The sequence below is a fragment of the Micromonospora cathayae genome (assembly GCF_028993575.1).
GTDB lineage: Bacteria > Actinomycetota > Actinomycetes > Mycobacteriales > Micromonosporaceae > Micromonospora > Micromonospora cathayae.
In genome coordinates this window covers 730,523-756,662 of sequence record NZ_CP118615.1, presented here as the reverse complement: position 1 = coordinate 756,662, position 26,140 = coordinate 730,523, and the positions used below count along the sequence as shown (strand labels likewise).

General features: G+C 72.9%; 26 protein-coding genes and 1 pseudogene. 12 read left to right on the top strand and 15 right to left on the bottom strand.

Annotated elements, in window-relative coordinates; genetic code table 11:
• Positions 1-125: 125 nt before the first annotated feature.
• Both PVK37_RS03530 and PVK37_RS03525 read left to right on the top strand, forming a co-directional pair.
• Positions 126-953 carry a beta-keto acid cleavage family enzyme gene (locus tag PVK37_RS03530; RefSeq protein ID WP_275032255.1) on the top strand — a complete coding sequence of 276 codons (828 nt, stop codon included), beginning with the start codon at positions 126-128 and terminating at the stop codon, positions 951-953.
• Positions 954-1,007: 54 nt separating this feature from the next.
• Positions 1,008-1,967, top strand: a complete 960-nt coding sequence (locus PVK37_RS03525; protein WP_275032254.1) for an asparaginase — start codon at positions 1,008-1,010, stop codon at positions 1,965-1,967.
• Between the two features lie 79 nt (positions 1,968-2,046).
• Here the strand turns inward: PVK37_RS03525 and PVK37_RS03520 are convergent, their stop codons facing one another.
• Positions 2,047-2,853, bottom strand: coding sequence for an alpha/beta fold hydrolase (locus PVK37_RS03520; protein ID WP_275032253.1), 807 nt, complete (start codon positions 2,851-2,853; stop codon positions 2,047-2,049).
• 115 nt (positions 2,854-2,968) lie between these two features.
• On the opposite strand from PVK37_RS03520, the pseudogene PVK37_RS31655 reads away from it, so the two are divergent.
• The 5 genes and pseudogenes from PVK37_RS31655 to PVK37_RS03495 all read left to right on the top strand — a co-directional run.
• Positions 2,969-3,364, top strand: a pseudogene (locus PVK37_RS31655) (helix-turn-helix domain-containing protein); the annotation flags it as partial.
• Between the two features lie 419 nt (positions 3,365-3,783).
• Entirely contained in the window at positions 3,784-4,437 is a 654-nt protein-coding gene (locus PVK37_RS03510) for a hypothetical protein (protein WP_275032251.1), read from the top strand.
• Positions 4,438-4,551: 114 nt separating this feature from the next.
• Positions 4,552-4,866, top strand: a complete 315-nt coding sequence (locus PVK37_RS03505; RefSeq protein ID WP_275032250.1) for a DUF2516 family protein — start codon at positions 4,552-4,554, stop codon at positions 4,864-4,866.
• Positions 4,863-5,750 carry an alpha/beta fold hydrolase gene (locus PVK37_RS03500; protein WP_275032249.1) on the top strand — a complete coding sequence of 296 codons (888 nt, stop codon included), beginning with the start codon at positions 4,863-4,865 and terminating at the stop codon, positions 5,748-5,750. The genes PVK37_RS03505 and PVK37_RS03500 overlap by 4 nt, the downstream gene beginning before the upstream one ends.
• Positions 5,751-5,809: 59 nt before the next feature.
• Complete coding sequence (locus PVK37_RS03495; protein WP_275032248.1) at positions 5,810-6,724, top strand: SDR family oxidoreductase; 915 nt, start codon at positions 5,810-5,812, stop codon at positions 6,722-6,724.
• A 37-nt stretch (positions 6,725-6,761) separates the two neighbouring features.
• Here PVK37_RS03495 and PVK37_RS03490 read toward each other — a convergent pair whose 3' ends face one another.
• From PVK37_RS03490 to PVK37_RS03470, 5 genes are read right to left on the bottom strand one after another with little or no spacing between them, the layout of a single operon-like run.
• The gene (locus PVK37_RS03490; RefSeq protein ID WP_275032247.1) at positions 6,762-7,739 is read right to left on the bottom strand and encodes a helix-turn-helix transcriptional regulator; all 978 of its coding nucleotides are present in this window, start codon (positions 7,737-7,739) and stop codon (positions 6,762-6,764) included.
• Between the two features lie 52 nt (positions 7,740-7,791).
• Positions 7,792-8,439, bottom strand: coding sequence for a response regulator (locus tag PVK37_RS03485; RefSeq protein ID WP_275032245.1), 648 nt, complete (start codon positions 8,437-8,439; stop codon positions 7,792-7,794).
• Positions 8,436-9,836 (bottom strand): sensor histidine kinase, encoded by a 1,401-nt coding sequence (locus tag PVK37_RS03480; protein WP_275032244.1) that lies wholly within the window; start codon positions 9,834-9,836, stop codon positions 8,436-8,438. The genes PVK37_RS03485 and PVK37_RS03480 overlap by 4 nt, the downstream gene beginning before the upstream one ends.
• A gap of 34 nt (positions 9,837-9,870) precedes the next feature.
• A complete protein-coding gene (locus PVK37_RS03475) occupies positions 9,871-10,605 on the bottom strand; it encodes an ABC transporter permease (protein ID WP_275032243.1) in 735 nt (244 codons plus the stop codon).
• Entirely contained in the window at positions 10,602-11,540 is a 939-nt protein-coding gene (locus tag PVK37_RS03470) for an ABC transporter ATP-binding protein (RefSeq protein WP_275034936.1), read from the bottom strand. Before PVK37_RS03470 ends, PVK37_RS03475 begins: the two co-directional genes overlap by 4 nt.
• Before the next feature lie 311 nt (positions 11,541-11,851).
• On the opposite strand from PVK37_RS03470, the gene PVK37_RS03465 reads away from it, so the two are divergent.
• From PVK37_RS03465 to PVK37_RS03455, 3 genes are read left to right on the top strand one after another with little or no spacing between them, the layout of a single operon-like run.
• Positions 11,852-12,496 (top strand): GyrI-like domain-containing protein, encoded by a 645-nt coding sequence (locus PVK37_RS03465; RefSeq protein ID WP_275032242.1) that lies wholly within the window; start codon positions 11,852-11,854, stop codon positions 12,494-12,496.
• An 11-nt stretch (positions 12,497-12,507) separates the two neighbouring features.
• Positions 12,508-13,305, top strand: coding sequence for an EI24 domain-containing protein (locus PVK37_RS03460; RefSeq protein ID WP_275032241.1), 798 nt, complete (start codon positions 12,508-12,510; stop codon positions 13,303-13,305).
• Positions 13,302-13,814, top strand: a complete 513-nt coding sequence (locus tag PVK37_RS03455; RefSeq protein WP_275032240.1) for an O-acetyl-ADP-ribose deacetylase — start codon at positions 13,302-13,304, stop codon at positions 13,812-13,814. Before PVK37_RS03460 ends, PVK37_RS03455 begins: the two co-directional genes overlap by 4 nt.
• Before the next feature lie 98 nt (positions 13,815-13,912).
• On the opposite strand, the gene PVK37_RS03450 is transcribed toward PVK37_RS03455, so the two are convergent.
• The 7 genes from PVK37_RS03450 to PVK37_RS03420 all read right to left on the bottom strand — a co-directional run bounded on the left by PVK37_RS03450 (position 13,913) and on the right by PVK37_RS03420 (position 21,421).
• On the bottom strand, positions 13,913-14,815 hold the full coding sequence (locus PVK37_RS03450) for a GNAT family N-acetyltransferase (RefSeq protein ID WP_275032239.1): 903 nt from the start codon (positions 14,813-14,815) through the stop codon (positions 13,913-13,915).
• A 55-nt stretch (positions 14,816-14,870) separates the two neighbouring features.
• Positions 14,871-15,878, bottom strand: coding sequence for a LacI family DNA-binding transcriptional regulator (locus tag PVK37_RS03445; protein ID WP_275032238.1), 1,008 nt, complete (start codon positions 15,876-15,878; stop codon positions 14,871-14,873).
• Positions 15,879-15,897: 19 nt separating this feature from the next.
• Complete coding sequence (locus PVK37_RS03440) at positions 15,898-17,268, bottom strand: GH1 family beta-glucosidase (RefSeq protein ID WP_275032237.1); 1,371 nt, start codon at positions 17,266-17,268, stop codon at positions 15,898-15,900.
• Between the two features lie 58 nt (positions 17,269-17,326).
• Positions 17,327-18,160, bottom strand: a complete 834-nt coding sequence (locus tag PVK37_RS03435) for a carbohydrate ABC transporter permease (protein WP_275032236.1) — start codon at positions 18,158-18,160, stop codon at positions 17,327-17,329.
• Positions 18,157-19,164: a carbohydrate ABC transporter permease gene (locus tag PVK37_RS03430; protein ID WP_423790996.1), complete on the bottom strand. Its 1,008-nt coding sequence runs from the start codon at positions 19,162-19,164 to the stop codon at positions 18,157-18,159. Before PVK37_RS03430 ends, PVK37_RS03435 begins: the two co-directional genes overlap by 4 nt.
• Positions 19,161-20,471 (bottom strand): ABC transporter substrate-binding protein, encoded by a 1,311-nt coding sequence (locus PVK37_RS03425; protein WP_275032235.1) that lies wholly within the window; start codon positions 20,469-20,471, stop codon positions 19,161-19,163. Before PVK37_RS03425 ends, PVK37_RS03430 begins: the two co-directional genes overlap by 4 nt.
• A 182-nt stretch (positions 20,472-20,653) precedes the next feature.
• Entirely contained in the window at positions 20,654-21,421 is a 768-nt protein-coding gene (locus tag PVK37_RS03420; RefSeq protein WP_275032234.1) for a maleylpyruvate isomerase family mycothiol-dependent enzyme, read from the bottom strand.
• A gap of 70 nt (positions 21,422-21,491) precedes the next feature.
• Here PVK37_RS03420 and PVK37_RS03415 point away from each other — a divergent pair, with 70 nt between their 5' ends.
• Entirely contained in the window at positions 21,492-22,583 is a 1,092-nt protein-coding gene (locus tag PVK37_RS03415; protein ID WP_275032232.1) for a UDP-N-acetylmuramate dehydrogenase, read from the top strand.
• Positions 22,584-22,870: 287 nt separating this feature from the next.
• Here PVK37_RS03415 and PVK37_RS03410 read toward each other — a convergent pair whose 3' ends face one another.
• Positions 22,871-23,593 carry a class I SAM-dependent methyltransferase gene (locus tag PVK37_RS03410; protein WP_275034934.1) on the bottom strand — a complete coding sequence of 241 codons (723 nt, stop codon included), beginning with the start codon at positions 23,591-23,593 and terminating at the stop codon, positions 22,871-22,873.
• A 171-nt stretch (positions 23,594-23,764) separates the two neighbouring features.
• On the bottom strand, positions 23,765-24,529 hold the full coding sequence (locus tag PVK37_RS03405; RefSeq protein ID WP_275032231.1) for an SDR family oxidoreductase: 765 nt from the start codon (positions 24,527-24,529) through the stop codon (positions 23,765-23,767).
• Positions 24,530-24,749: 220 nt separating this feature from the next.
• On the opposite strand from PVK37_RS03405, the gene mshA reads away from it, so the two are divergent.
• Complete coding sequence (gene mshA, locus PVK37_RS03400; RefSeq protein ID WP_275032230.1) at positions 24,750-26,114, top strand: D-inositol-3-phosphate glycosyltransferase; 1,365 nt, start codon at positions 24,750-24,752, stop codon at positions 26,112-26,114.
• The last annotated feature ends 26 nt before the right edge of the window (positions 26,115-26,140 follow it).

Genomic DNA, 26,140 nt, shown 5'->3' with positions numbered 1-26,140 from the left:
ACCACCGCGTGGTGCCCGGCCGACATCCCGGCTGGCGGCCGGTGGTCATCCGGTTGGCGTCCCGGCCTGAACCGGCGTTCAGTTGGTGGTCGACCGGCGTCGACCTGGCGTCTAGGATCGCCGGCATGACGACACCGACGTTGATCACGGTTGCCCCGACCGGTGCCGAGTCGGCCAAGGCCGATGTGCCGGCCCTGCCGGTGACCCTGGACGAGCTGGTGCTGACCGCCAAGGAGTGCGAGGCTATCGGCGCGTCCGTGATCCACGTCCACATCCGGGACGACGCGGCGAAGCCCACCCTCGACCCGGCCCGGCTGCGCGACACGGTCGCCGCGGTACGTGAGGCCACCGACCTGATCGTGCAGCTCTCCACCGGCGGCGCGGTGACCGATCCGGAGGCCGCCCGGCTGGCCGTGCTGGACGCCGGCCCGGACATGGCGTCCTGCACCATGGGCACGCTCAACTTCGGCGACGACGTTTTCCTGAACCGCTGGGAGTTCATCGTCGACCTGCACACCCGGATGCAGGAACGCGGCATCGTGCCGGAGTACGAGATCTTCGACCTGGGTCATCTCACCGCCCTGCAACGGCTGCTCGGCAAGCACGGGCTGCCGGCCGGCGGGCACGTGCACGTCGACTTCGTGATGGGCGTACCGGGCGGGATGCCCGGTACGGCCGAGGCGCTGGTCGCGTGCCGCCAGGCGTTGCGGGACCTGCCGGAGGGCACCACCTTCTCGGCCACCGGCATCGGGCGCGCCACCATCCCGGTCATGCTCGCCTCGCTCGCCACCGGCGGTCACCTCCGGGTCGGCATGGAGGACACCGTCACGTACGCCAAGGGGCAGCCGGTCGAGTCGAACATGCAACTCGTCGCCCGCGCGGTCGGGTTCGCCCAGTTGGCCCAGCGGCCCCCGCTCACCCCTGCCGAGGCCCGTCGCCTCCTCGGCATGTAGCCGCAGGTGGGGGCCGGGACACGGCCGTCCGAGACACCGGTACCGTTCCACCCCGTGGGAACGACGTACGCAGGTGGCGCGCTGCTCGCCGAGGTGGTCCGGTCCGGTTTCGTGGAGGGCCTGCACCGGGGCTCGGTGGTGGTGCTCGACGCGGCCGGCGCGGCGGTGGCCGCCGCCGGTGACGTGACCAGCCCGATCTTCCCGCGTTCGGCCAGCAAGCCGATGCAGACGATCGGGATGCTCGCCGCCGGGCTCCGGCTGACCGACCCGGCCGACCTGGCCCTGGTGTCGGCCAGCCACAGCGGTGAGGAGTTCCACCTGGCCCGGGTGGCCGGCCTGCTCGCCTCGGCCGGGCTGGACGGGTCGGCGTTGGCCTGCCCGCCGGACCTGCCGCTGGACGAGAGCGCCCGCAGCGCGGTGCTGGCCGCCGGGGGCGGCCCCACCCGGTTGGCGATGAACTGCTCCGGCAAGCACGCCGGAATGCTGTTGACCTGCCTCGCTGCCGGCTGGCCGATCGACGGCTATCAGCATCCCGAGCATCCGCTGCAACAGTGTGTGCGGGCCAGCGTGGCCGAGTACGCCGGGGAGCAGGTCGCGGCGGTCGGGGTTGACGGCTGCGGCGCTCCGGTGCTGGCCGTGTCGCTGACCGGGCTGGCCCGCGCGTACCTGGGGCTGGTGCAGGCGGAGCCGGGCACGCCCGGACGGCGGGTGGCCGACGCGATGCGCGCCCACCCCGAACTCGTCGGCGGAACCCGGGCGGAGGACACCCGGCTGATGGTGGGCCTGCCGGGCACGCTCGCCAAGATCGGTGCCGAGGGGGTCATCGCGGCCGGTCTGCCGGGCGTCGGCGCGGTCGCCATCAAGATCGACGACGGTACGCCCCGGGCCCGGATGCCGGTGCTCGTCTCGGCGCTGCGCCGGCTCGGTCAGGACGCCCCGGTCCTGCGCGAGTACGCCGAACTCCCGCTGTACGGCGGTGGCGTACCGGTCGGCGCGATCCGCCCTACCTGGTGACCGCCGGCCTCATGGCCGGTCGGCCCAACCCCGCTGACGTTGCCCCGTCGGGCTGGACGGGCAGCCGGGCCGGGCCGGGTCACCGCGTTCGGGTCAGGAAGTCGAGCAGGGCGGCGTTGACCGGGGCCGGACGCTCCAGCGGGAGCAGGTGCGCGGCGTCCGGCACGTCCGGTACCCGGACCGCGTCCGGTGCGGTCGCGGCGATCAGGTCGGCCAGCCGACCGATGTCCGGCAGGTCCGCCGCACCGGCGGTGACCAGCACCGGCATCCGCAGCTCGGCGAGCCGCGCCACGGCCGGCGGGTCGAGGTCGATCGCCTCGACCGCGCTGAGCGCCAGTTCGGCGGCCAGCGCCCGTTCGTCCATCTCCCGCGCGAAGGCCAGCAGCGCCGGGTCGACGTCCTCCGGCCGGCGGTACGGGCCGACCACCCAGAACCTGACCTCACCGGCGGCACTGGCCGCGAAGTCCTCCGGGTCGACCTCGCCGACCAGGGATTCCCACAGGTCGTTGGTCTGGTCCGACCACTCGTGGCCGGTGACGGCGGTACCGAGCAGGGCCAGCGCGGCGATCCGGTCCGGGTGGGCGAGCGCGGTGTCGATGGCGACCGCCCCGCCGAACGAGCAGCCGACCAGGGCGGCCCGTTCGATGCCGAGCGCGTCGAGCACCCCGACCACGTCCTCGTGGTGGGCGAAGGAGGCCGGTGGCAGCTCCGACTCGCCGTACCCGCGCAGGTCCAGGTTGACGACCCGGTGCCGGGTGGCGAGGGCGGGCACCTGCTCCCACCACATCCGCCGGTCGGCGATCCCCGCGTGCAGCAGGACGACCGGGGTACCGCTGCCGGTGTCGTCGTATCCGAGTCGGGTGCCGTTCACTTCGATCAAGGCCACCGGGGGAAGCTACCGGAACGCTGCCGCGACCGGGTGACGGGCGTGACTGAGACGTCGCTAACTCTGGCTAGCATTCTGCTTGCAGCAGCTAGCATCGCAGGTTAGCGTCGTCCTCATGGCCACCCCGAAGGACCTTCCCCGCGATGTCGGCGGGTTCATCCGCGACCTGCGTCGCAACGCGAAGATCTCGCTCCGGCAACTGGCCGAACAGGCCGGGGTGAGCAACCCGTACCTGAGTCAGATCGAGCGCGGGCTCCGCAAGCCCAGCGCGGAGGTGCTCCAGCAGCTCGCCAGCGCGCTGCGGGTCTCCACTCCGGCCATGTACCTGCGCGCCGGCCTGCTCGACGACCGGGAAGGTCAGGGGGTGCTCGCGGCGATCGCCGTCGACCCGGACCTGACGATGGCGCAGAAGCAGTCGCTCAGTCAGATCTACGAGACGTTCCGCCGGGAGAACACCCGGCTCGCCGAGGCCACCGCGACCGCCGAGGCCGCGACCGCCGAAGCTGCCACCGCTGCCGAGGCTGCCGCGACCGCCGAGGCCGCCGCCGGGGCGAACGCCGCCGGGGTGGCGGCTGCCGGCACCGCGCAGGACGCCGGCACCGCTCGGAACGCCGGCACCGCGCAGGACGCCGGCACCGCTCGGAACGCCGGCACCGCTCGGAACGCCGGCACCGCGCAGGACGCCGGTACTGCCCGGGACGTCACGACGACGACCCCCGGTACCCCGACCGGGGCGGCGGCCCTGGTCAACCCGGCAGCTACCGGCCCGACCACCGAGAGCGGTACGCCGACGGAGGCGGTGCTGGAGTCGGTGGCCGTCACCGAGGCTGGCCCGGCTCCCGCCCCCGGTGAGCCGACCCGGGCCCGGAACACCCCCAGGAAGCGCACGAAGAAGGCGACCGCTCCGGCGGTCGAGGAGGAGAACGAGTCATGACCCAGCCGAAGACCAGCCGCATCCCCGCCCCGCTCTACGCCGCCGCCGGTGCCGGTGAGCTGGCCCTCCAGCAGCTCCGCAAGCTTCCCACGGTGGTCACCGATCTGGGCGGTCGGGTCGTGACCGACCTTGGCGGCAAGGCCGTGGTGACCGGCGTCGAGCTGCGGCAGAAGGCCACCGAGACGTTCCGGACCGCCAACATCACCGCCGTGGGCCTGGCCGAGAAGGCCGGTGCGGCCGACCTCGACCTGGACAAGCTGCGCGGGCTGGCGACCCGGAACGCCGCCGTCGTGCTGGCCGGCGCGCAGGCCGCCCAGGAGCGGGCGCTGGCCGCGTACGGCGCGCTGGTCGCCCGGGGTGAGCGGGTCGTGGGGGCCGGTGTGCTGGAGGCCGCCGAGACCGTGAACGCCGACATCACCACGACCGAGGCCGCGTCGGCGGCGACGGCCGCCGACGCCACGGTGACCGCCACTCCGGCGGACGTGGCCGAGGTGATCGAGGCCAAGCCGGTCGCCAAGCGCACCCGGGCCACGAAGGCCACCGCCACGAAGGCCACCACCACCAAGGACGTCGCCGCGAAGGACGCCGCCACCCCGTCGGCGAAGCTGCCGAAGCCGGCCACCAGGCGGACCCGCCCGGCCGCGCAGTGATCCCGTACCGCCCGGTGGGCTCGACCGCCCGAGCAGCCGGACGGGCCTGGAGCGTGACGACCCCGGAAGCGTCCTGTCGGACGATTCCGGGGTCGCCGGCATAAGCTTGCCGACATGGCCAACGCCGCGCCGATCTTCTTCCTCGATGTCCGCTACGTGATCGAGCTGATCCTGCTCGTCTTCGCGCTGATCGTGCAGGGTGTCGCGCTGGTGCACGCCCTCACGCAGCGCTCCGACGCGTTCCCCGCGATCGGCACCCTGCCCAAGGGCGGCTGGATCGCCATCCTGGCGATCTGCCTGGTGCTGACCCTGCTCGGGTTCGGCCCGATCAGCCTCTTCGGCCTGATCGGCATCGCCGCCGGTCTGATCTACCTGCTCGACGTCCGGGTGGGGTTGCGTGACCTCTCCGACGGCAAGGGCTTCTGGTGAGGGGTTTCCGCTGGCCACCGCCGCCCGACGGCGGGCCACGGACCTGGGGGCCCGGCCCGGGTGCTCCGCGCACCGGCCGTCCGGCGCTGCCCGAACCGGAGACCGAGCTGGTCGCCACCCCGCACGGGGTGCGCCTGGAGCGGCTGGTTACCGGTACGGGCGAACCGGGGACGGTCTTCGCCCACGGCCTGGCCAACGGCATCGCCACCACCCGCCCCTTCGCCAGCGCGGTCACCGGCCGCAAGGTCTTCTTCCAGTTCCGGGGGCACGGTCGATCCGACACGCCGCCGGGGCCGTGGAGCTACCTCGACCTGGCCCGTGACCTGCGGGCGGTCGCCGACCTCAGCGGGGCGACCCGGGCGTTCGGGGCCAGCCTCGGCGCGGGGGCGCTGTGCCGGCTGCTGGTGGAGAGTCCGGAACGCTTCGAGCGGCTGGTCTTCTTCCTGCCGGCCGCGCTCGACCGGCCCCGCGACACGTCCGCGCGTCAGTGGTTGGCCGACCTGCTCGTCGCGGTGGAGAGCGGGGACGCGTCGGCGGTCGCGGACGTCGTCTCGACCGAGCTGCCACCGGCGGTGCGCAACACCCCGGCCGGATGGGCGTTCCTGCGGCAACGGCTGGACCATCTGCTCCGCGACGGACTCGCCGCCGACCTGGCCGGGCTGCTCGACCAGACCCCGCTGCGGGACGCCTCGGCTCTTTGCGCGGTGACCGCGCCCGCGCTGGTGATCGGTTGCGTCGGCGACGACCGGCATCCGGTAGAGGTCGCCGAGGCGCTGGCCGCCGCGCTACCGGCGGCCACCCTGCACGTGTACGACCGTCCCGGCGTGCTGTGGACCGAACGCGCCGACCTGCGCGACCGGATCTCCACCTTTCTCAACGTGTGACGTCGACCTCCGGAAAAAGCTGACGTGACCTGGCAGGTATCGCTGGCAGGGTCGTGGGCATGACGAAACCGCTGACGGGAACGATCGCGCTCGTCGCCGGGGCGACACGGGGCGCCGGCCGGCAGATCGCAGTGCAACTCGGGGCAGCCGGGGCCACCGTCTACGCGACCGGCCGGAGCAGCCGCTCCGGCCGGTCCGAACTGGACCGCCCGGAGACCATCGAGGAGACCGCCGAACTGGTCACCGCAGCCGGCGGCACCGGCATCGCGGTCCGCGTGGACCACCTCGAACCCGACCAGGTACGCGACCTGGTGGCCCGGATCGACGCCGAACAGGGACGCCTCGACGTGCTGGTCAACGACGTCTGGGGTGCCGATCCGTTGATCACCTGGGAGAAGCCGGTCTGGGAACAGCCGCTCGACGCCGGCTTCCGGACGCTCCGGCTGGCGATCGACACGCACATCATCACCAGCCACTTCGCCCTGCCGCTGCTGATCCGCCGGCCCGGCGGGCTGGTGGTGGAGATCGGCGACGGGACGACCGCCTACAACGCCACGAACTACCGGCTGTCGCTCTTCTACGATCTCGCCAAGACGGCGGTCAACCGGCTGGCCTTCGCCCAGGCCCACGAGCTGAAGCCGTACGGCGGCACGGCGGTGGCACTCACCCCGGGCTGGCTGCGCTCGGAGATGATGCTGGAACATTTCGGGGTCACCGAGGCGAACTGGCGGGACGCGCTGGTGCGGGAGCCGCACTTCGCCATCTCGGAGACCCCGGTCATGGTCGGTCGGGCGGTCGCCGCGCTCGCCGCCGACCCGGACCGGGCCCGCTGGACCGGCCGGTCCGTCTCCAGCGGCGAACTGGCCCAGGTGTACGGCTTCACCGACGTCGACGGCAGCCGCCCGGACGCCTGGCGGTACCTGGTGGAGGTCCAGGACGCCGGGAAACCGGCCGACGTGACCGGCTACCGCTGACCCCGGCAAGTGGCGTCCGGTCGGTCGACGTGACCGGTCACCGCTGATCCTGGTAGGTGGCGTGCAGTCGGTCGGCGGCGGCGGCCAGCATGGCGCGCAGTTCGGGCGGGTCGAGTGCCTCGACCTCCGGCCCCAGGGCCAGGAGCAGCCCGTACGCCACCTCCACCGACTCGACGGGCAGCCGGGTCACCACCCGACCCTGCCCGTCGGGTTCGCCGGCCCCGGCCACCGCCTCGGCGTACGCGAACGGGGCGTGCGCCAGGTGACGCAGCGCCCGCAGCCCGGCCGGGGTGAGCCGCACGGTCACCCGCTCGGCGAGCATCTGCCGGAGGAACCCCTCGGCCTGCTCCCGCCAGTACCCGCCCAGGTCGAAGCCGTCGTCCCGGTCGAAGGTGTCCTCGCCGACGGTCACCTGCACCACCCGGTCCACCCGGTACGTCCGGTGCCCGCCGTCGACCTGCCCGACGAGATACCAGGTACCGCTCTTGAGTACCAACCCGTACGGCTGCACGGTGCGGGTGACCTCCCGGTCGCCGCGCCGGTAGCGCAGCTCCACCATCCGGTCCTGCCACACCGCGCCGGCCAGTTCGGTCAGCCACGGCGGCGGATCGGATTCCCGGAACCAGCCCGGCACGTCCAGGTGGAACCGCTGCCCGGTGCGGGCCGAGGCGTCCCGCAGCGGTGCGGGGAGCGCGGCGAGGACCTTCAGTTCGGCGGCGGCGACCGCGTCCGCCAGCCCCATGTCGCCGGCCGGTCCACGCAGCCCGGCGAGGAAGAGCGCCTCCGCCTCCTGCCGGGTCAGTCCGGTCAGCCGGGTCCGGTACCCGCCGAGCAGCCGGTACCCGCCGGTCCGCCCCCGGTCGGCGTAGACCGGCACCCCGGCGGCGGAGAGCGCCAACACGTCCCGGTACACCGTCCGTTCGGAGACTTCCAGCTCACGGGCCAGCTCGGCGGCGGTCATCGTCTCCCGGGACTGGAGCAGCAGGAGCAGGGAGATCAACCGGGACGCACGCACCGGACCATCCTGCCCGCCGGCAGTGTGTGTGCGCTGGCAGGGCGGGCCTGACTCACCGCCCGCCTGGGGTGAGCAGGCCCCGGTCGTACCCGGTGGCGACGGCGGCGGCCCGGTCGTTCACGCCGAGCTTGGCGTACAGGTGCAGCAGGTGGGTCTTGACGGTGGCCTCGCTGACGAACAACCGGGCGGCGATCTCCCGGTTGGACAGGCCCCGGGCGACCAGGTTGAGCACCTCCAGTTCACGCTGGCTGGGCGGCTCGTGCCCCGGTCCGCGCAGCCGCCCCATCAGCCGGGCGGCCACAGTGGGGGAGAGCACCGACTCGCCGCGTGCCGCCGCCCGTACCGCCCGGGTCAGTTCCTCCCGGGGCGCGTCCTTGAGTAGGTAGCCGGTGGCTCCGGCCTGGATCGCCGGTAGCACGTCGGCGTCGGTGTCGTAGGTGGTCAGGACCAGCACCCGGACCGTGGGGTGGGCCCGGACCAGCCGGCGGGTGGCGGTGATGCCGTCCATGCCCGGCATCCGCAGATCCATCAGCACCACGTCCGGCTGGACGGAGGGCACCATGGCCAGCGCCTCCGCGCCGTCGGCCGCCGCGCCGACCACGGTGAGCCCGGGATCGCCGTCGAAGATGCCGCGCAGCCCGTCCCGGACCACCGGATGGTCGTCGACGATCAACAGCCGGACCGGCTCTGTCGTGCTCACCCGACACCGCCGTCCCCGGTCACGGCGACGGTCGGCAGGGCGGGCAGCGGCGGCACGGTGGGTTGGGCGGGCTCCGCCGGCACGGTGGGTTGGGCGGGCACCGCCGGCACGGTGGCCGAGACGGCGGTGCCACCACCCGGTTCCGACTCGACCGCCAGGTGCCCACCCACCCCGGTGACCCGCTGCCGCATCGCGGCCAGCCCGTACCCGCCCTCCCCGGAACCCGGCCGGTCGGGCAGGGCCGTCGGGTCGAAGCCTGTCCCGTCGTCCCGGACGTCCAGGGTCACCACGTCCGCCATGTACGACAGGGTCAGCCCGACCCGGGCCGGGTGGGCGTGCTTCGCCGCGTTCGCCAGTGCCTCCTGCGCGGCCCGCAGCAGGGTCACCTCGACCTCCGGGTGCAGTGGTCGGGGCGTACCTGTGGTGTGTGCCTCACCCCGGATACCGGTGCGGGTCGACCAGCTGGCGACCAGCTCGGTGAGCGCCTCGGGCAGCCGGGTGGTCTCCAACCGTTCCGGGCGGACGGCGCGTACCGACCGGCGCGCCTCGGCCAGGCTCTCCCGACCCAGTTCGACCGCGGTGCGTACGTGCCGCCGCCAGTCGGCCACCCGGTCCCGGGCCTGTTCGGCCGCCTCCAGCTGGGTGATGATCCCGGCCAGGCCCTGGGCCAGCGTGTCGTGGATCTCGCGGGCCATCCGCTGCCGCTCGTCGAGTACCCCGGCCTCCCTGGCCCGCACCAGGAGTTCGGCGTGCAACTGCTCGTTCTCCCGCATCGTCTCGGCCAGCCGCCGGTTCGCCTCGGCGAGCCGGCCGTTGGCCGCGGCCAGGTCCGCGTTGGTGGTGGCGAGGATGGCGACCAGCCGCTTGCGGTTGGCGTTCTGGTCTCCGGTGACCGCGCCGAACCAGCTCACCGCGCCGGCTGCCCCCAGGTTGAACAGGGCCAACACCGACCAGAGCAGCCAGTGTGTCGGCGAGCCCGGCAGGCCGGCGCTCTGCGCGGTGGCGACCAGGGTGGCGGTGGCGGCGATCCCGGCGAACCGCCACCGGCCCGGCAGCACCAGGAAGGCGTGCAGGAAACCGATCCAGGCGAAGAACCCGTACCAGGGGCTGATCAGCACCAGTGCGGCACTGAAGCCGAGCAGGCCGAGGTAGTAGGCGGCCATCAGCGCCCGGCGGGAGACCCAGCCGGGGTGCAGGGTGATGAACCAGGCCACCCAGGCTCCGGCCGCCGCCGCGAGCGCCAGCACGACCGGTGTCGGCGGCGCGTGCTCCATCGGGGCGGCGAGCGCCAACACCGTCGCGGCGGCCAGCCCGACGTACGGCAGCAGCCGGTACAGGTCCGCCTCCCGGTCCTCCCAGGCGGCCAGCCGGTCGACCCGCTCGGCGGTACCGCTCATCGCCTCGCTCCCCACTCCCCGCCGTAGATACAGCTCACTCCCAGCGGAACGACTTCGTCGCCACCGTACCCGCGACCAGTGCGACCAGTGCCATCGTGACCAGGTGCGCGGGACGCGGCGGGGTGCCGTGCCAGGCGTCGAAGAGCGCCTGTACGCCGGGCGGGCTGAACGCCCCGATCCGGTTCACCACGTCGGGCAGCAGGAAGCGGGGCAGGTAGACCCCGCCGAGGAACATGGTCAGCAGGAACAGCACGCCGGCGGTACCGCCGGCCACCCGCTGGTTCGGCGCGACCGCCGCGACCAGCAACCCCAGCGCGAACAGCGCCGCCGCGCCGAGCAGGTACACCGCCGCGAAGCCGGGAAGGTGCCCCGGCAGTGGCACGCCGAACCCGACCCGGCCCACGATGAGCAGCAACGTCGCGGCGAGCGACGCCACCCCCAGGTGCAACAGCAGTTGCGCGGCCAGCAGGGTGGCCGGGCGTGCCGGGGTGACCGCCAACCGGCGCAGCACACCGCGTTCCCGGTAGCCGGCCAGCACGTTCGCCAGCCCGGTCAACCCGGCGGTAGCCAAGGTCATCACCAGCAGCGACGGCGCGAAGTAGGCGACCAGGCTGTACCCGTCGAACAGGTCGTCCGGCCGGCGCAGCGCGGGCACCGCACCGAGCGCGGCGAGGATCACCGCCGGCAGCAGCACCGACAGGAACACCGCCAACGGCTCGCGCAGGAACAGCCGGATCTCCATCCGCAGCATCCGCCCCAGACCGGTCACCGCGCGTCCTCCCGCTCACCGGTGCCGGCGGCCTGCCGGCTACGGCCGGCCCGCTCGGTGTGGTCGGTGCCGGCGGTGCCGTGGTGTCGGGCCCGCCGGGCCGGCACGACGCCGGTGCGGCTGGTGCCGTCGGCGCCGACAGTGTCGGGGCCATCAGTGCGGTCGGTGCCATCAGTGCGGTCGATGCCATCAGTGCGGTCGGTGCCATCAGTGCCGTCGGTGCCGTCGATGCTGTCGGTGAGCGCCAGGAAGGCGTCCTCCAGGGTGTCGCCGCCGTATCGACGGGTCAGTGCGGCCGGGGTGTCCAACGCCACCACCCGGCCGGCATCTATGACCGCGACCCGGTCGCAGAGCCGTTCCGCCTCGGCCATCAGATGGGTGACCAGCAGGATGGTGACGCCCCGGTCGCGGAGTCGCTCGACCACCGCCCAGACCTCCCGCCGCCCGTGCGGGTCGAGCCCGGTGGAGAGCTCGTCCAGCAGGGCCACCTCCGGGTCACCGACCAGGGCCAACGCGATCGACAGCCGCTGCTTCTGCCCGCCGGAGAGCTTCCGCCACGCCACGCCGCGTTGCGCCAGCAGCCCCAGCTCGTCCAGGAGCACGTCCGGGTCGAGCGGACGGGGATAGAACGAGGCGTACAGGTCGAGCGCCTCGTGTACCCGGATCCGGTCGGGCAGTTGGGCCTCCTGGAGCTGTACGCCGACGCGGGGGCGCAGCCGGGCCGCGTCCGCGCGGGGGTCGAGTCCGAGGACCGACACCCCGCCCCCGTTCGGAACGCGGAGCCCGGCCACACACTCCACGGTGGTGGTCTTGCCGGCCCCGTTCGTCCCGAGGACGCCGAAGACCTCACCGGCCGTCACGGTGAAGGAGACGTCCCGCACGGCCACCTGTGAGCCGTACCGTTTGTGCAGGTTGGTCACCTCGATGACCGGCATCCCGCCACCCTTCGCCGCGCTGTCGTCGTACCCGTCAATGGTCGCCATGGCGGCCCGGCAGCGGATCGACCGGCCAGCGGCGATTCCCGCCGGCCCCGGTGGACGCGCGGCATCCACCAACCGGTGGATGCGGACGGGCGGTTCAACCGGACACAGTCGACCCGGCGAGCGTGCGGGACGCCGGCCGCGCAGCGGTAGCGGGATGATGTGTCGTGGTCCGGGCCCACCGGCAGGTCACCGCACCCGGGCCGGCCGGTCAGGTCAGGTCAGGTCAGGTCAGGAGGAGGTTCCGTGTCAGTGCAGGTGTCCCGGTGACCGACAAGGTCGACTTCAAGCGGGAGATCGACGCCTACCGTGCCAGGCGCGGGCGGTTCTCCGTGGTGGACGTGCCCGACCTGCGGTATCTCATGATCGACGGACACGGCGACCCGAACACCACCCGGGCCTTCACCGAGGCCGCCGAGGCGCTCTATCCGTTGGCCTACCGATTGAAGTTCGCCAGCAGGCGGACCCTCGGCCGCGACTACGTCGTGATGCCTCTGGAAGGGCTGTGGTGGGCGGACGACATGGACGCGTTCACCGCCGCCCGCGACAAGTCCCGGTGGGACTGGACGCTCATGATCATGGTCCCGGACTGGATCGACGACGGCATGTTCATCGAGGCGGTCGGAGAACTCGCCGCGAAGGATCCGCCCCGGCGACTGCCCGAGGTGCGCCTGGACCGGCTGTCCGAGGGGCGCTGCGTGCAGACCCTGCACGTCGGCTCCTACGACGACGAGGCCGAGGTGCTGGCCCGGATGCATCACGAGTTCATCCCGGACAACGGGTTCCGGATGACCGGCAGACACCACGAGATCTACCTCAGCGATGCCCGCCGGGTGCCGCCCGAGCGGCTCCGCACCATCCTCCGTCAACCGGTCAGTGGGTCGGTCTCCGCACGGAACGAGACGAACTAGGCTTCCGAGTCGTGAACGCATCCAGGGTCACCGCTCCGGCGGCCAGCGCCGTCGGCCGGTTCTTCTCCGGGGCCGGGCTGCTGCTGCGCGGTCTCGGCCTGTACGCCCGCAGCCCGCGGCTGATGCTGCTCGGCGTCCTGCCGGCGCTGATCACCGGCCTGTTCTTCCTGGCCGCCCTCGGCACCCTGGTGTACTTCGTGGACGACCTGGCCGCCTGGGTCACCCCGTTCGCCGACGGCTGGTCGACCACCACCCGCAGCCTGGTCCGGGTGATCGCCGGGCTGGCCCTGCTGGGCATCGGCGGGCTGGTCGGGGTACTCACCTTCACCGCGGTCACCCTGGTGGTCGGCGACCCGTTCTACGAGAAGATCTCCGAGCAGGTCGAGCAGCGGTACGGCGGCACCCCCGGCGAGGTGGAGGTGCCGTTCTGGCCGTCGCTGCGGCGCAGCGTCGCCGACTCGCTGCGACTGGTCGGGATCTCGGTACTGGTCGGCATCCCGCTGTTCGCCGCCGGTTTCGTCCCGGTGGTCGGGCAGACCGTCGTACCGGTGATCGGGGCGGCGGTCGGCGGCTGGTTCCTCGCGTTGGAGCTGGCCGGCGCGCCCTTCTACCGGCGTGGCCTGCGCCTGCCGGACCGCCGCCGGGTGCTGAAGGCCGACCGGCCGACCACGCTCGGCTTCGGTGTGGCGGTGTTCCTCTGCTTCCTGATCCCGCTCGGCGCGGTGCTGATCATGCCGGCGGCGGTGGCCGGCGCGGCGTTGCTCACCCGTCGCGCCTTCGACCAGCCCATCGAGGAGGTACGCCGATGAAGGTCACCCTGGTCGAGGGGGACATCACCGCCGAGCGGGTCGACGCGGTCGTCAACGCCGCCAACTCGTCCCTGCTCGGCGGCGGGGGCGTGGACGGCGCGATCCACCGGCGCGGCGGCCCGGCCATCCTCGCCGAGTGCCGGGCGCTGCGCGCCTCCCGGTACGGCCGGGGTCTGCCGACCGGCCAGGCGGTCGCCACCACCGCCGGGGACCTGCCGGCCCGCTGGGTGATCCACACCGTCGGCCCGGTCTGGTCGGCGGGTGAGGACCGTTCCGCGCTGCTGCGCGACTGCTACGCCAACAGTCTGAGCGTCGCCGACGAGTTGGGGGCGGCCAGCGTCGCCTTTCCGCTGATCTCCGCCGGGGTGTACGGCTGGCCGGTCGACGACGCCGTCCGGCAGGCGCTGGCGGTGCTGCGCGCCGCCGCCCCGACCACCGTCACCGAGGCCCGGCTGGTCCTGTTCGGCCCGGACACCTTCCGTACCGCCGAACGCGTCGCCGCGAACTGACCCCACTCGTGGTCAGCCGGGCGCACGAACATCCGTGGGGCGGGGCCGGGACGGGCACGGGACCTTGGCGGCCTTCAGACTGACAGTGGAGCCAGGAGCTAACGCAGGCAGGACCACTGGGTCGCCACCGGGCGGTAGCCGAGCCGTTCGTTGACCGCCAGCATCGGGGCGTTCGCCTCGTCGTTCGAGGTGTACGCGGTGTTCGCGCCGACCTCGCGGGCCCGGTGCAGGGCGGTCAGTTTCACCAGCCGGGCCAACCCCCGGCCCCGGTACGCGGGCAGCGTCGCGGTCATGTCCGAGGTCATCCGGTCGCCGTTCCGTACCACCAGGCTGAAGGATGCCACCGCACCGTCGATCTCGACCGCCGAACTGGCGGCGTGGTCGAGGTCCAGGTTCGACCACACCAGGTGGTGCCAGGTGGGGTAGTCGATGCCGTCGGCGGGGGCGTCACCCGGCTTGCCCACGCTCGCGGCGAGGTGGGCGGCGTGCAGCCGACGCGGCTCCACCTCGGCCAGCCTGAGCAGCCGGGCACCCGCCGGGGCCTGCGGTGGCGGAGCCAGGGACGTCAGGTCGAGCGCCGAGTACCGCACCGACCGGCTGGGCGGGAAACCGTGCTTCTCCGCGAACGGCACCCATTCCGCCAGCGCCCACAGCCGGGTCCGGGGCAGGGCGAGCGGGGCCAGATGGTCGAGTGCCCTGGTCAACAGGGCGGTGCCGATGCCGCGCCGCCGATGGTCGGGGTGCACGTGCAGGGTGGCGATCTCGCCGAGGTCGGCCGCTGCGGTCAGCCGGTTGCGGTACGCGGCCACCCAGCCGACGACCGTCCCGGCGACCTCGGCCACCAGGACGGCCTCATGACCGCCCGGCACCGGTTCGGCGATCCGGCGGCGGGTGGACTCGACGCCGCGCACCAGGTACGGGTAGACGAGTGCGCGGAGCGCCACCACGTCCGGCGCGTCCTCGGGTCGGGCCGGCCGGATCCGGTACGGGGGAGTGGTCACCCCCGGGACGGTACGCAAACCGGGGCCGTCCGGGCGACCCCGTTGACGAGCGTCTTCACGCGGAGGCGCGCAGCACCAGTTCGGTAGGGAGGATCAGGGCCGGTTCGACGGTCTCGCCGGCGGCGATGCGCAGGAGTTGGCGGGTGCCGGCCCGGCCGAGTTCGAGGATCGGCTGCCGGACGGTGGTCAGCGGCGGCTCGGTGTAGGCGGCGGTCTCGATGTCGTCGAAGCCGATCACCGCCACGTCCTCGGGCACCCGCCGCCCCGCCTCCCGGAGGGTACGCAGGGCGGCGTGCGCCATCAGGTCGGACGCGGCGAACACCGCGTCCAGGTCGGGGTCCGCGTCGAGGAGCTGACGCATGGCCGCCGCCCCGGACTCCCGGGTGAAGTCGCCGTACGCGACCAGTTCGGGCAGCCCGGCGGCGGCGACGGTGTCCCGGTAGCCGGTGAGGCGGGCCAGGCCGGCGACCATGTCCTGCGGGCCGGCGATGGTGGCGATCCGCCGCCGGCCGCTGTCGATCAGGTACCGCACCGCCCGGGTCACCCCGCCGACGTGGTCGACGTCGACGTACGGCACCGGGGAGTCACCGAGCCCTCGGCCGCTGCACACCACCGGGATGCCCAGCCGGGCGAGCCGGGCGGGCAGCGGGTCTGCGCCGTGCAGCGAGGCGAACAGCACCCCGTCGACGTGCCGGCCGGTGGTGTACCGCTCCACCCGGTCCCGCCCGGCCGGCGAGCCGGCGAGCATCAGTACGAGCTGCTTGTCGGCGGCCTCCAACTCCTGGCTGACGCCCCGGATGATGCCGGGGAACACCTGGTCGTCGGAGAAGACCCGGGTGGCCGCCTCGGGCATGATCAGCGCGATCGAGTCGGTGCGTTGGGTGACCAGGCTGCGGGCGGCCAGGTTGGGTACGTACCCCAGTTCGGCCACCGCCTGGTTGACCGCCGCCCGGATCGGTTCGGCGACGGTGGTCGAGCCGTTGACCACGCGTGAGACGGTGGCCCGGGACACCCCGGCCCGCCGGGCCACCGCCTCCAGGGTGGGCCGTTGCGCCGTCGTCATTCCCGTCACCACCACCTCGTCACAGCCCGTTCCGGGAGATCACCTCCTGGTACCACCGGGCGCTCGACTTCGGTGTGCGCCGCTGGGTCAGGTAGTCGACGTGGACGATCCCGAACCGCTTCTGGTAGCCGGCGGCCCACTCGAAGTTGTCCAGGAATGACCATACGAGATAGCCGCGCAGGTCCACTCCCCGGCTGATCGCCTCGTGTGCCGCCCGTAGGTGCCCGTCGAGGTAGCCGATCCGGTCGTCGTCGGCCACCTGTCCGTCCTCCGGCCGCACCGGGTCGGGGAACGCGCCACCGTTTTCGGTGATCATCATGGGTAGGCCGGGGTAGTCGGTGGCGATCCGCTCCAGCAGCCGGGTCAGCCCGGCCGGCTCGATCATCCAACCCATTTCGGTGAGCGGGCCGGTCGCCGGCTGGAACTCCACCGCGCCCTCGGTGCCCGGGAAGGTGCCGCCGCCCCCCGCCGCGTCGGGCCGCCCGGCCACGTAGGTGGGCTGGTAGAAGTTGATGCCGAGCAGGTCGATCGGGGCGGCGATGAGCTTCTCGTCGCCGTCCCGGATGAAGGTCGGTTCGACGTGCCGGGCGATGTGGGTGAGCATGTCCTCCGGGTAGCCGGCCCCGGTCAGCGGGTCCAGGAAGATCCGGTTCTGGAGTCCGTCGACCAGCCGCACGGCGGCGGCGTCGGCGGCACTGGTCGGGTCGGCCGGCTGCACGTCCGCCGGGTTCAGGGTGATCCCGACGGTCTCCGCGCCGGCCGCGCGCAGCGCGCGGGCCGCCAGGCCGTGCCCGAGCAGCAGATGGTGTACGGCGCTGAAGGCCGCCCCGGCGTCGACCACCCCGGGAGCGTGGATGCCGCTGCCGTAGCCGAGGTACGCCGAGCACCACGGCTCGTTGAGCGTGGTCCAGGTGCGGATCCGGTCACCGAGCCGGGCGTACACGGCGGTGGCGTACTCGGCGAAGTACTCGGCGGTGTCCCGGTTGGTCCAGCCGCCCCGGTCCTGGAGGGTCTGCGGCAGGTCCCAGTGGTAGAGCGTGACGATCGGGTCGATACCCCGTTCGACGAGGGCGTCCACCAGCCGGTCGTAGAAGTCCAGGCCGCGCGGTTCGACCGGGCCGGTGCCGTCGGGCTGGATCCGGGGCCAGGCGATGGAGAAGCGGTACGCCTTCAGCCCCAGGTCCGCCATCAGCGCCACGTCGTCGCGGTACCGGTGGTAGTGGTCGCAGGCGACGTCGCCGGTGTGCCCCCGGAAGACCTTGCCCGGCGTACGGCTGAAGGTGTCCCAGATCGACGGGCCGCGGCCGTCGTCGCGGGCCGCACCCTCGATCTGGTACGCGGCGGTGGCCGCCCCCCAGACGAAGTTCTCCGGAAATCGCAGCGTGTTCACGCGGTACCTTCTTTCGTTCGCGACTGCGGGGCTCGCAGGAGCGGCTCACTCCTCGCGCTCACGCTTTGACCGCACCTTCCATGATTCCGCCGATGATCTGACGGCCGAACAGGACGAAGACGAGCAGCAGGGGCAGGGTGGCGATGGCCGTCCCGGTGAACACCTGCGACATGTCCTGGTAGTACCCGTCAGACAGTGCCCGCAACGATAGTTGCACGGTCGGGTTCTCGGGGTCGTTGAGTACCGCGTACGGCCACAGGAAGTCGTTCCAGGTGGTCATGAAGGTGAGCAGCCCCAGTACGGCGGCGGCCGGCCGCAGCGCCGGCAGCACCACGTTCCAGTAGATCCGGGCGGTGCCGCAGCCGTCGACCCGGGCCGCCTCGATCAGTTCGCCGCTGACCGCCTGGCTGGCGTACTGCCGCATCATGAACACCCCGAACCCGGTGACCAGGGCCGGGACGATCACCGCCGGCAGCCGGTCGTTCCAGTTCAGCCTGGTCATCAGCATGTACAGCGGGATGACGCCGAGCTGGGTGGGGACCATCATGGTCGCCACGATCACCAGCAGCAGCGCGTTGCGGCCCTTGAACCGCAGTTTGGCGAAGGCGAACCCGGCCAGGGTGGAGAAGAACACCACCGAGACGGTGACGGTGGTCGCCACGATCGCCGAGTTGATCAGACCGGTGAGGAAGTACGCGTCGGTGTTGGAGAACAGCCGGGCGATGTTCGCGCCGAGGTTGCCGCCCGGGGTGACCGGCGGCGGGACCTGCCCCATCGCGTCGCTGGACCGGCTGGCGACCACGAACATCCAGTAGATCGGAAAGATCGACATGAGACCGGCGGCGATCAGCGCCGCGTAGGTGAGCCGACTGGCTCCCCAGAGCCGGGTCATCGGCGCTTCCCCTTCTTCCCGGTCCGCCCGCCGCCGTCACCGGAGAGCCGGCGCAACATCAGCACGTTGATCGCCGCGACGATCGCGATCAGGGCGAACAGCAGCCAGGCCACCGCCGAGCCGTACCCGAAGTTGTAGTGCGGGGCGAAGGCGTTCTCGAACATGTACATGGTCATCGTCTGCGATTCGCGCATCGGCCCGCCCCGGATCGGGTTGGTGCCGGAGTGGAACAGCCGGGGCTCGGTGAAGAGCTGGAGCCCGCCGATGGTGGAGATGATCACGGTGAAGATGAGGGTCGGCTTGAGCAGCGGCACGGTGATCGACCAGAACTGCCGGGCCCGGTTGGCCCCGTCGATGGCCGCCGACTCGTACAGGTCGCGCGGGATGGCCTGCATGGCGGCCAGGAAGATCAGCGCGTTGTAGCCGGTCCACCGCCAGTCGACCATGGCCGAGATCGCCACCCAGGAGGCGAACCGGTTGGACTTCCAGCCGATCGGGTCCACCCCGACCAGGTCGAGCAGCCAGTTGATCATGCCGAACTCGCGGCCGAACAGCACCCCGAAGACGATCGCCACGGCGGCGGTGGAGGTCACGTTCGGCACCAGCACCGCCATCCGGAACGTGGTCCGGGCGCGCAGTTGCCGGTTGAGCAGGTTCGCCAGCCAGAGCGCGAGGAGCAGCTGCGGGACGGTGGAGATGACGAAGATGCCCAGCGTGTTGACCACCGCGTGCCAGAAGTCCGGGTCGGCCATCAGCTTGGTGTAGTTCTCCGCGCCGACGAAGGCGTGCTCGGTGCCGAGCAGGTCCCAGTCGTGCAGCGACACCCAGAACGTGTACGCCAGCGGGTACAGCCCGAACACCCCGAAGAGCAGGAAGAACGGCGCGATGTACAGGTACGGGGAGTACCGCTGGTCGAGCCGGCTGAGGCGGACCCCCCTCGGCGGGCGGGCCGGTGGGGCCGCCGGAGCGGCCCCCACCGGTTGCCGTTGGACTCCGACGGTCACTTGTCGGCGGCCTTCTTGGCGTTGTTCAGCGCGTCCTTCCAGCCCTCCTCGGGGCTGCGCTGCCCGAGTTCGACGGTGCGGACGGCGTTCTCCACCTCGGTCCGGACGGCCTGGTTCTTCGGGCCCATGTAGACCGGCTTGAGGGTCTTGGCGCCCGCGGCGAAGATCTGCCCGACCGGGGCGTCGGAGAAGTACGGGTTCTTCGACTCGACGATCGCCGGGTCGTCCAGCGCCTGCGGGGACGACGGCAGCGGACCCTTGGCCTTGAACGCGCCGATCTGGCCCTTGGCGCTGGTCAGGAACTTGACCAGGGCGATCGCCTCGGCCTGGTGCTTGCTCTGCTTCGGCACGGCCAGGTGCGAGCCGCCCCAGTTGCCGCCGTCGCCGGGCACCCGGGCGATGTCCCACTTGCCCTTGGCGGCCGGGCCGGCGTTGCCCTCGATGACCCCGGTCATCCAGGCCGGGCAGGCGATGGTGGCGAACTTGGCCTGCTTGAACGCCGACACCCACTCCTCGGACCAGGAGCCGTACTTGCCGGAGAGGCCGGAGTCGACGATGTCCATGGTGGTGTCCCACGCCTGGCGGACCGCCGGGTTGCTGTCGACGACCAGCTTGTCGCTGGTGTCGTAGTAGTGGTAGCCCGGTCCGTTACCGGCGGTCTGGAGCACGATGGTGTTGAAGATGTTGGTGGCCGCGTCGAGGAACGACGCCCCGGTGTTCTTCGCCTTGAACTGCTCACCGACCTTGACGTAGTCCTGCCAGGTGGGCCAGAGCTTGGACACCTCGTCCCGCGCGGTGGGCAGCCCGGCCTTGGCGAACAGGTCCGTGCGGTAGCACATCGCCATGCCGCCGACGTCGGTGCCGAGACCGATCAGGTGCTTGCCGTCGGCGGTGAGCCCCTGGTTCCACTTCCACTCCAGGAAGTTGCCCTTCAGCTCGCCGGCCCCGTGGTCGAGCAGGTTGACGAAGTTGCCGGGGTTGGCCTTGTACTCGACCATCAACCCCTCTTCGATGGCGACCACGTCACCGGCGCCCTTGCCGGCGGCCAGCCACTGGGTCAGCTTCGGGGAGTACTCGTCCAGGTTGCCGCCGGTACCCCGCTCGACGATCTTGATGCCGGGGTTGGCGGCCTCGTACTCGCGGTACAGCTGCTCGTAGCCCAACTGGCCGAAGACGTCGACGGTCAGCGTGATCGGCCCGCCGTCGGCGGACTCGTCGTCGCCGCCACCGCACGCGGTGGTGGCCAGTACGGTGGCCGCGACCAGGGCGACCGCCGCCGCGAGGCGGCGGCGCGGAATGACACCCATCTGTATCGGACCCCTCTCAGGTCGGTATGTGCTGCGGCGTGAGCCGGTGGTGGTGGGGATCGAGAGAGCGCTCTCACGCAAGGGTGGTGGGTGTCGTCCACGCTGTCAAGAGAGCGCTCTCAGCGCAGGGTGCGAAAAAGCGGGGGCCGACCGGCCCCCGCTCTCGGCGTGTCCCGGTTGACTCAGGCGGTCCGCAGACCCTCCAGCAGAGCCCGGTCCCCGGTCACGGTCAGCGTGTCCAGGTCCACCCGGCCCCACAGCGCCAGCAGCAGATCGCTCGCCGTGCCCACCGCGTGCGCCCGCGGGTGGTGGTCGTCGTGGTCCAGGATCGTGCCGGTGTCCAGCAGCGCCACCCCCTCGCCGCGCAGCCGCAGGAACCACTCCTGCTCGGCGTCGGTCGCCACCAGGTGCACCACCCCGCGCCACTGCTGCCCCCGCGTCCGGCGGCGACCCGCCGGCAGGAAGGTGTCCAGCACCTCGCTCACCCCGTCCGCCGCGAGCTTCGCCTCGATCGGCTCACCCGCCGCGATGGCGAGCTGCGCGTCCCACCGGTGGATCGCCGTCTCGTGCGCCATCCGGCGCGGCCAGAAGCCGGCCCGCTTCGGCTGCGGCGCCCAGTTCCAGGCCGGGGCCTCCGGGTCCAGGCCGTCGAACAGGGCCACCAGCTTGTCGTACGAGTCCTGCCAGAGCTGGAGCGCGGTCACCCCGGCCGGCAGCTCGGCCCGGTCAGCGGGCCGGGACGACGGGGGCGAGGCGTCACCCGCGCTGGCCCGGGCGTGCACGAACTGGTAGACCGCAGCCAGGTGCAGGGCCAGGTCGGTGACCGTCCAGCCGGGGCAGGAGAGGACCGGTGTCTCCGGCGGGGCCTCGGCCACGGCGGCTGCGAACGCCGGGCCCTCCGTCCGGAGCGCACCGATCCAGAAATCCTTGCTGACGTGCAGTCTGCTCATCGCGATCCTTCCGGGGTGACCGTGCCACCTGTGCCATGTCACGGTTGTTCCTCAGCCTAGGGTGAAAGGCGTGCCAGACGCCTACGCCCAGCCGACAGTCGAAACCCGATCCGCCGACGGACTCTCCCTGGCGAGACACACCACCCTGGGGCTCGGTGGTGCGGCGAACCGGCTCGTGACCGCCGTCAGCGCCGAAGAAATCGTACAGAGGGTGCAGGAGGCGCAACGCCGGGATGAACCCGTCCTGGTGCTGGCCGGCGGCAGCAACGTGGTGATCGGTGACGTCGGCTTCGCCGGCACCGTCGTCCTGGTCCGCTCCCGGGGCCTTGAGGTGGTCGCCGAGGACGCCGGCACGGTCACCGTCCGGGTCGAGGCCGGCGAGCCCTGGGACGACCTGGTCGCCACCACCGTCGCCAACGGCTGGTCCGGCGTGGAGTGCCTCGCCGGCATCCCCGGCTCGGCCGGGGCCACCCCCATCCAGAACGTCGGCGCGTACGGCCAGGAGGTCGCCGAGACCATCACCGGCGTACGGGTGTACGACCGGCACACCGGCGGCATCGACCGGATCGACGCGGCGGACTGCGGGTTCGCGTACCGGTCCAGCATCTTCCGGCACAGCGACCGCTGGGTGGTGCTCTCGGTCGACTTCCGGCTGCACCGCTCACCACTGTCCACCCCGGTCCGGTACGCCGAACTGGCCCGCGCGCTCGACGTCGAGGTCGGCGACCGGGTGCCGCTGGCCGACGCCCGGGACACCGTCCGCCGGCTGCGCGCCGGCAAGGGCATGGTGCTCGACCCGACGGACCCGGACACCCGCTCGGTGGGTTCCTTCTTCACCAACCCGGTGCTCGACCGGGAGGCGTACGAGCTGCTCCGGGAGCGGGCCGCCGACGTCGGCGAGCCGCCGGCCTGGCCGGGCGCGGGCGACCTGGTCAAGATCAGCGCCGCCTGGCTGATCGACAAGGCCGGTTTCGCCAAGGGCCACCCCGGGCCGGCCGGGGTCGCCATCTCCAGCAAGCACACCCTGGCGCTGACCAACCGTTCCGGCACCGCCCGCACCGCCGACCTGGTCACCCTGGCCCGGGAGATCCGCGACGGCGTGCACGCCCGGTTCGGCGTCACCCTGCACCCCGAGCCGGTGCTGGTCAACTGCACCATCTGACCGCGGCGGACGGACGGGACCGCAGCGGGCGACCTGACCACCACGGCGCGACCTGACTCTCCCGCGCCCGCCGGGCGTCGCACCGGCTTGCTGGCAGCTCAGCTACCCGACACGCCGAACCGATTACAGCTCACCTGCCACCAACCGTCGTGCTGCCACCGAACCCTACGGACAGCCGGGTCACCGACCGGGCCGGCCAACCCGGGCGACCGCCGACCGGGCCGGCTGGTCCGGCGTGACCGCCGATCGGGCCGGCTAGGCCGGGGCGCGACCGTAGGCCGGGCCGGCTAGGCCGGGGCGACCGCCGACCAGGCGACGGTCAGCTCACCCAGCCGCCAGCGGCGGGGCCGGTCCAGCACCGGCCAGCCGGCCTCCGCCAGCCCGGCCACGGTACGCAGCCAGCGCTGCCGGGGACCGAACGGCGCGTACCCGGCCGCCGCCCGCCAGCCGTCGTCGAGCGCCCGGACCAGGTCGTACACCCGCTCACCGGGGACGTTGCGGTGGATCAGCGCCTTGGGTAGCCGCTCGGCCAGCGTGGCCGGGGTGTCCAGGGTGTCGAGCTTCGCGGCCAGGGTCAGCGAGCGCGGTCCGTCCGCGTCCAGCAGCACCCAGCCGCCGAGCCGGCCCAGCTCGTCACAGGTCCCCTCGACCAGTACCCCGCCCGGGGCCAGCGCGCCGGTCATCGTCCGCCAGGCGGCGGCGACCTCGCTCTCGTCGTACTGCCGGAGCACGTTGAACGCGCGGACCAGGACGGGCCGGAGCCCGGCCAGCTCGAAACCGCCCCGGGCGAAGGTCAGGCCCGGCGGGTCGGCGGCCGGACCGGCGGCGGCCACCCGCACCGGATCGATCTCCAGCCCGACCAGCCGGACGTCGGTGCGGACCCCGGCGGCCAGCCGGGCCCGCAGCTCCACGGCGGTGACCGGGGTCGCGCCGTAGCCGAGGTCCACCACCAGCGGTTCCGGCGCGGACCGCAACCGGTCGCCGCAGGTGGCGACGATCCAGTTGTCCACCCGCCGGAGCCGGTTCGGGTTGGTCGTCCCCCGGGTGACCGTGCCCTGTGGCCCCCGGCCGGCGGTCGTGCCCTGCGCCCCCCGGGCGGCGGCCGTGCCCTGCGCCCCCCGGGCGGCGGCGGTGCCCTGCGGCCCCCGGCCGGCGGTCGTGCCCTGTGGACGGTGCGCCACTCAGCCGACCCGGTGCACCTTGTGCTGGGCCGCCTGGGCCAGCGGGCGGACCACCAGCCGGTCCACGTTGACGTGCTGTGGCCGGGTCGCGCACCAGGCGATGCAGTCGGCGACGTCCTCGGCGACCAGCGGATCGGGCACCCCCGCGTACACCGCGGCGGCCCGCTCGGCGTCCCCGTCGAACCGGACCAGGCCGAACTCGTCGGTCTGCACCATGCCCGGGTCGATCTCGATCACCCGGACCGGCCGGCCGCACAGTTCCAGCCGCAGCGTGCCGGCCACCGCCGTCTGGGCGTGCTTGGCCGCGGTGTACCCGCCACCGCCCTCGTACACGACATGCCCGGCGGTGGAGCTGACGATCACGATCGTCCCCGCGCCGGAGGACTCCAGGGCGGGCAGCAACGCCTTGGTGACCCGGAGGGTGCCCAGCACGTTCACGTCGTACATCCACTGCCAGTCGGCCACCGAACCGGACTCGACCGGGTCGAGCCCACGCGCCCCGCCGGCATTGTTGACCAGCAGGGTGAGCGGCCCCGGGGCCCGGTCGACCGCGTCGGCCAGCGCGGCCACCGACTCGTCCGAGGTGACGTCGCAGGGTACGGCGGTCGCCGTGCCGCCCCCGGCGGTGATCGTGGCGACCAGGTCGGCGAGCCGGTCGGCCCGGCGGGCGGCGGCGAGCACGTGGAAACCCTCGGCGGCGAGCCGTCGGGCGGTGGCCGCGCCGATCCCGCTCGACGCTCCGGTGACGATGGCGACAGAGGTCATCAGGACATTGTCGGCCCTGCCCGGACGGGCCGACCACGGCCGCCTCCGAACCGGTGGCCTGCGCCGCCGATGACGTCCGTCACGGATGAGGTCCGTCACGCTCACGGTCAGCGGCCACGCATTTCCCGCCGCCGATCGGGAAGATGGGATCCGGCGTACGGGTTGACCGAGAAGCGCCGGTAGTGCGGACGGCATTCACCGTGGTTGTAGGGGAGCGGACGTGGCGGAGATGCACACCGGTGTCGGTCGTCAGCGCGGTGCCCGGCCGTGGCCGCGGCCCCGACGGATCGCCACGATCTCCGTACACACCTCACCACTGCACCAACCGGGCAGCGGCGACGCGGGCGGCATGAACGTCTACATCCTGGAGGTCGCCCGGCGGCTCGCCGAAGCCGACGTCGAGGTCGACATCTTCACCCGGGCCACCTCCGGTGACCTGCCCCCGGTGGTCGAGATGGCTCCCGGCGTGCACGTCCGGCACGTCACCTCCGGTCCGCTGGAGGGGCTCACCAAGGAGGAGCTGCCCGGCCAGCTCTGCGCCTTCACCGCCGGGGTGTTGCGGGCCGAGGCGGCCCGGCCGCCCGGCTGGTACGACCTGATCCACTCCCACTACTGGCTCTCCGGGCAGGTCGGCTGGCTGGCCAAGGAACGTTGGGGGGTGCCGCTGGTGCACACCGCGCACACCCTGGCCAAGGTCAAGAACGCCCAGCTCGCCGCCGGGGACCGGCCGGAACCGAAGGCCCGGGTGATCGGCGAGGAGCAGGTGGTCGCCGAGGCCGACCGGCTGGTCGCCAACACCCGGGCCGAGGCGGGCGACCTGATCGGCCGGTACGACGCCGAACCGGACCTGGTCGCCGTGGTCGAGCCCGGCGTCGACCTGGACCGGTTCCGCCCGCTCCCGGGTGAGCCGACCGCCGTCCGGCGGGCCGCCCGTCTCCGGCTGGGGCTGCCCACCGACGGGTACGTGGTCGCCTTCGTCGGCCGGATCCAGCCGTTGAAGGCCCCGGACGTGCTGGTCCGCGCGGTCGCCGCGTTGCGGGACCGCGACCCGGTCCTCGCCGACCAGGTGACCGTGGCGATCGTGGGCGGTCCAAGCGGCACCGGCCTGGACCGGCCGACCGCCCTGATCGAGCTGGCCGCCTCCCTCGGCGTCACCGACCGGGTGCGTTTCCTGCCGCCGCAGACGGGCGACGACCTGCCGGCGCTGTACCGGGCCGTCGACCTGGTCGCGGTCCCCTCGCACAACGAGTCGTTCGGGCTGGTCGCCCTGGAGGCGCAGGCCTGCGGTACGCCGGTGGTGGCGGCGGCGGTCGGCGGGCTGGTGACGGCGGTCCGGGACCAGGTCAGCGGGGTGCTGGTCGACGGCCACCACCCCACCGACTGGGCCGGGACGCTGCGCCAGCTGCTGCCGGACCGGTCCCGCCGGGCCGCCCTGGCCCGGGGGGCGGTACGCCACGCCGCCCAGTTCTCCTGGGACCGGACGGTCGACGGGCTGCTCGCCGTCTACCAGGACACCATCGCCGACTACCGGAAACGGCTCGCCAGCGAGCTGGCCGGCGAGGGCGCGATGCTCTCCTTCGGCTGATCCCGCCGTCGGCGTGCCGGTCGAAC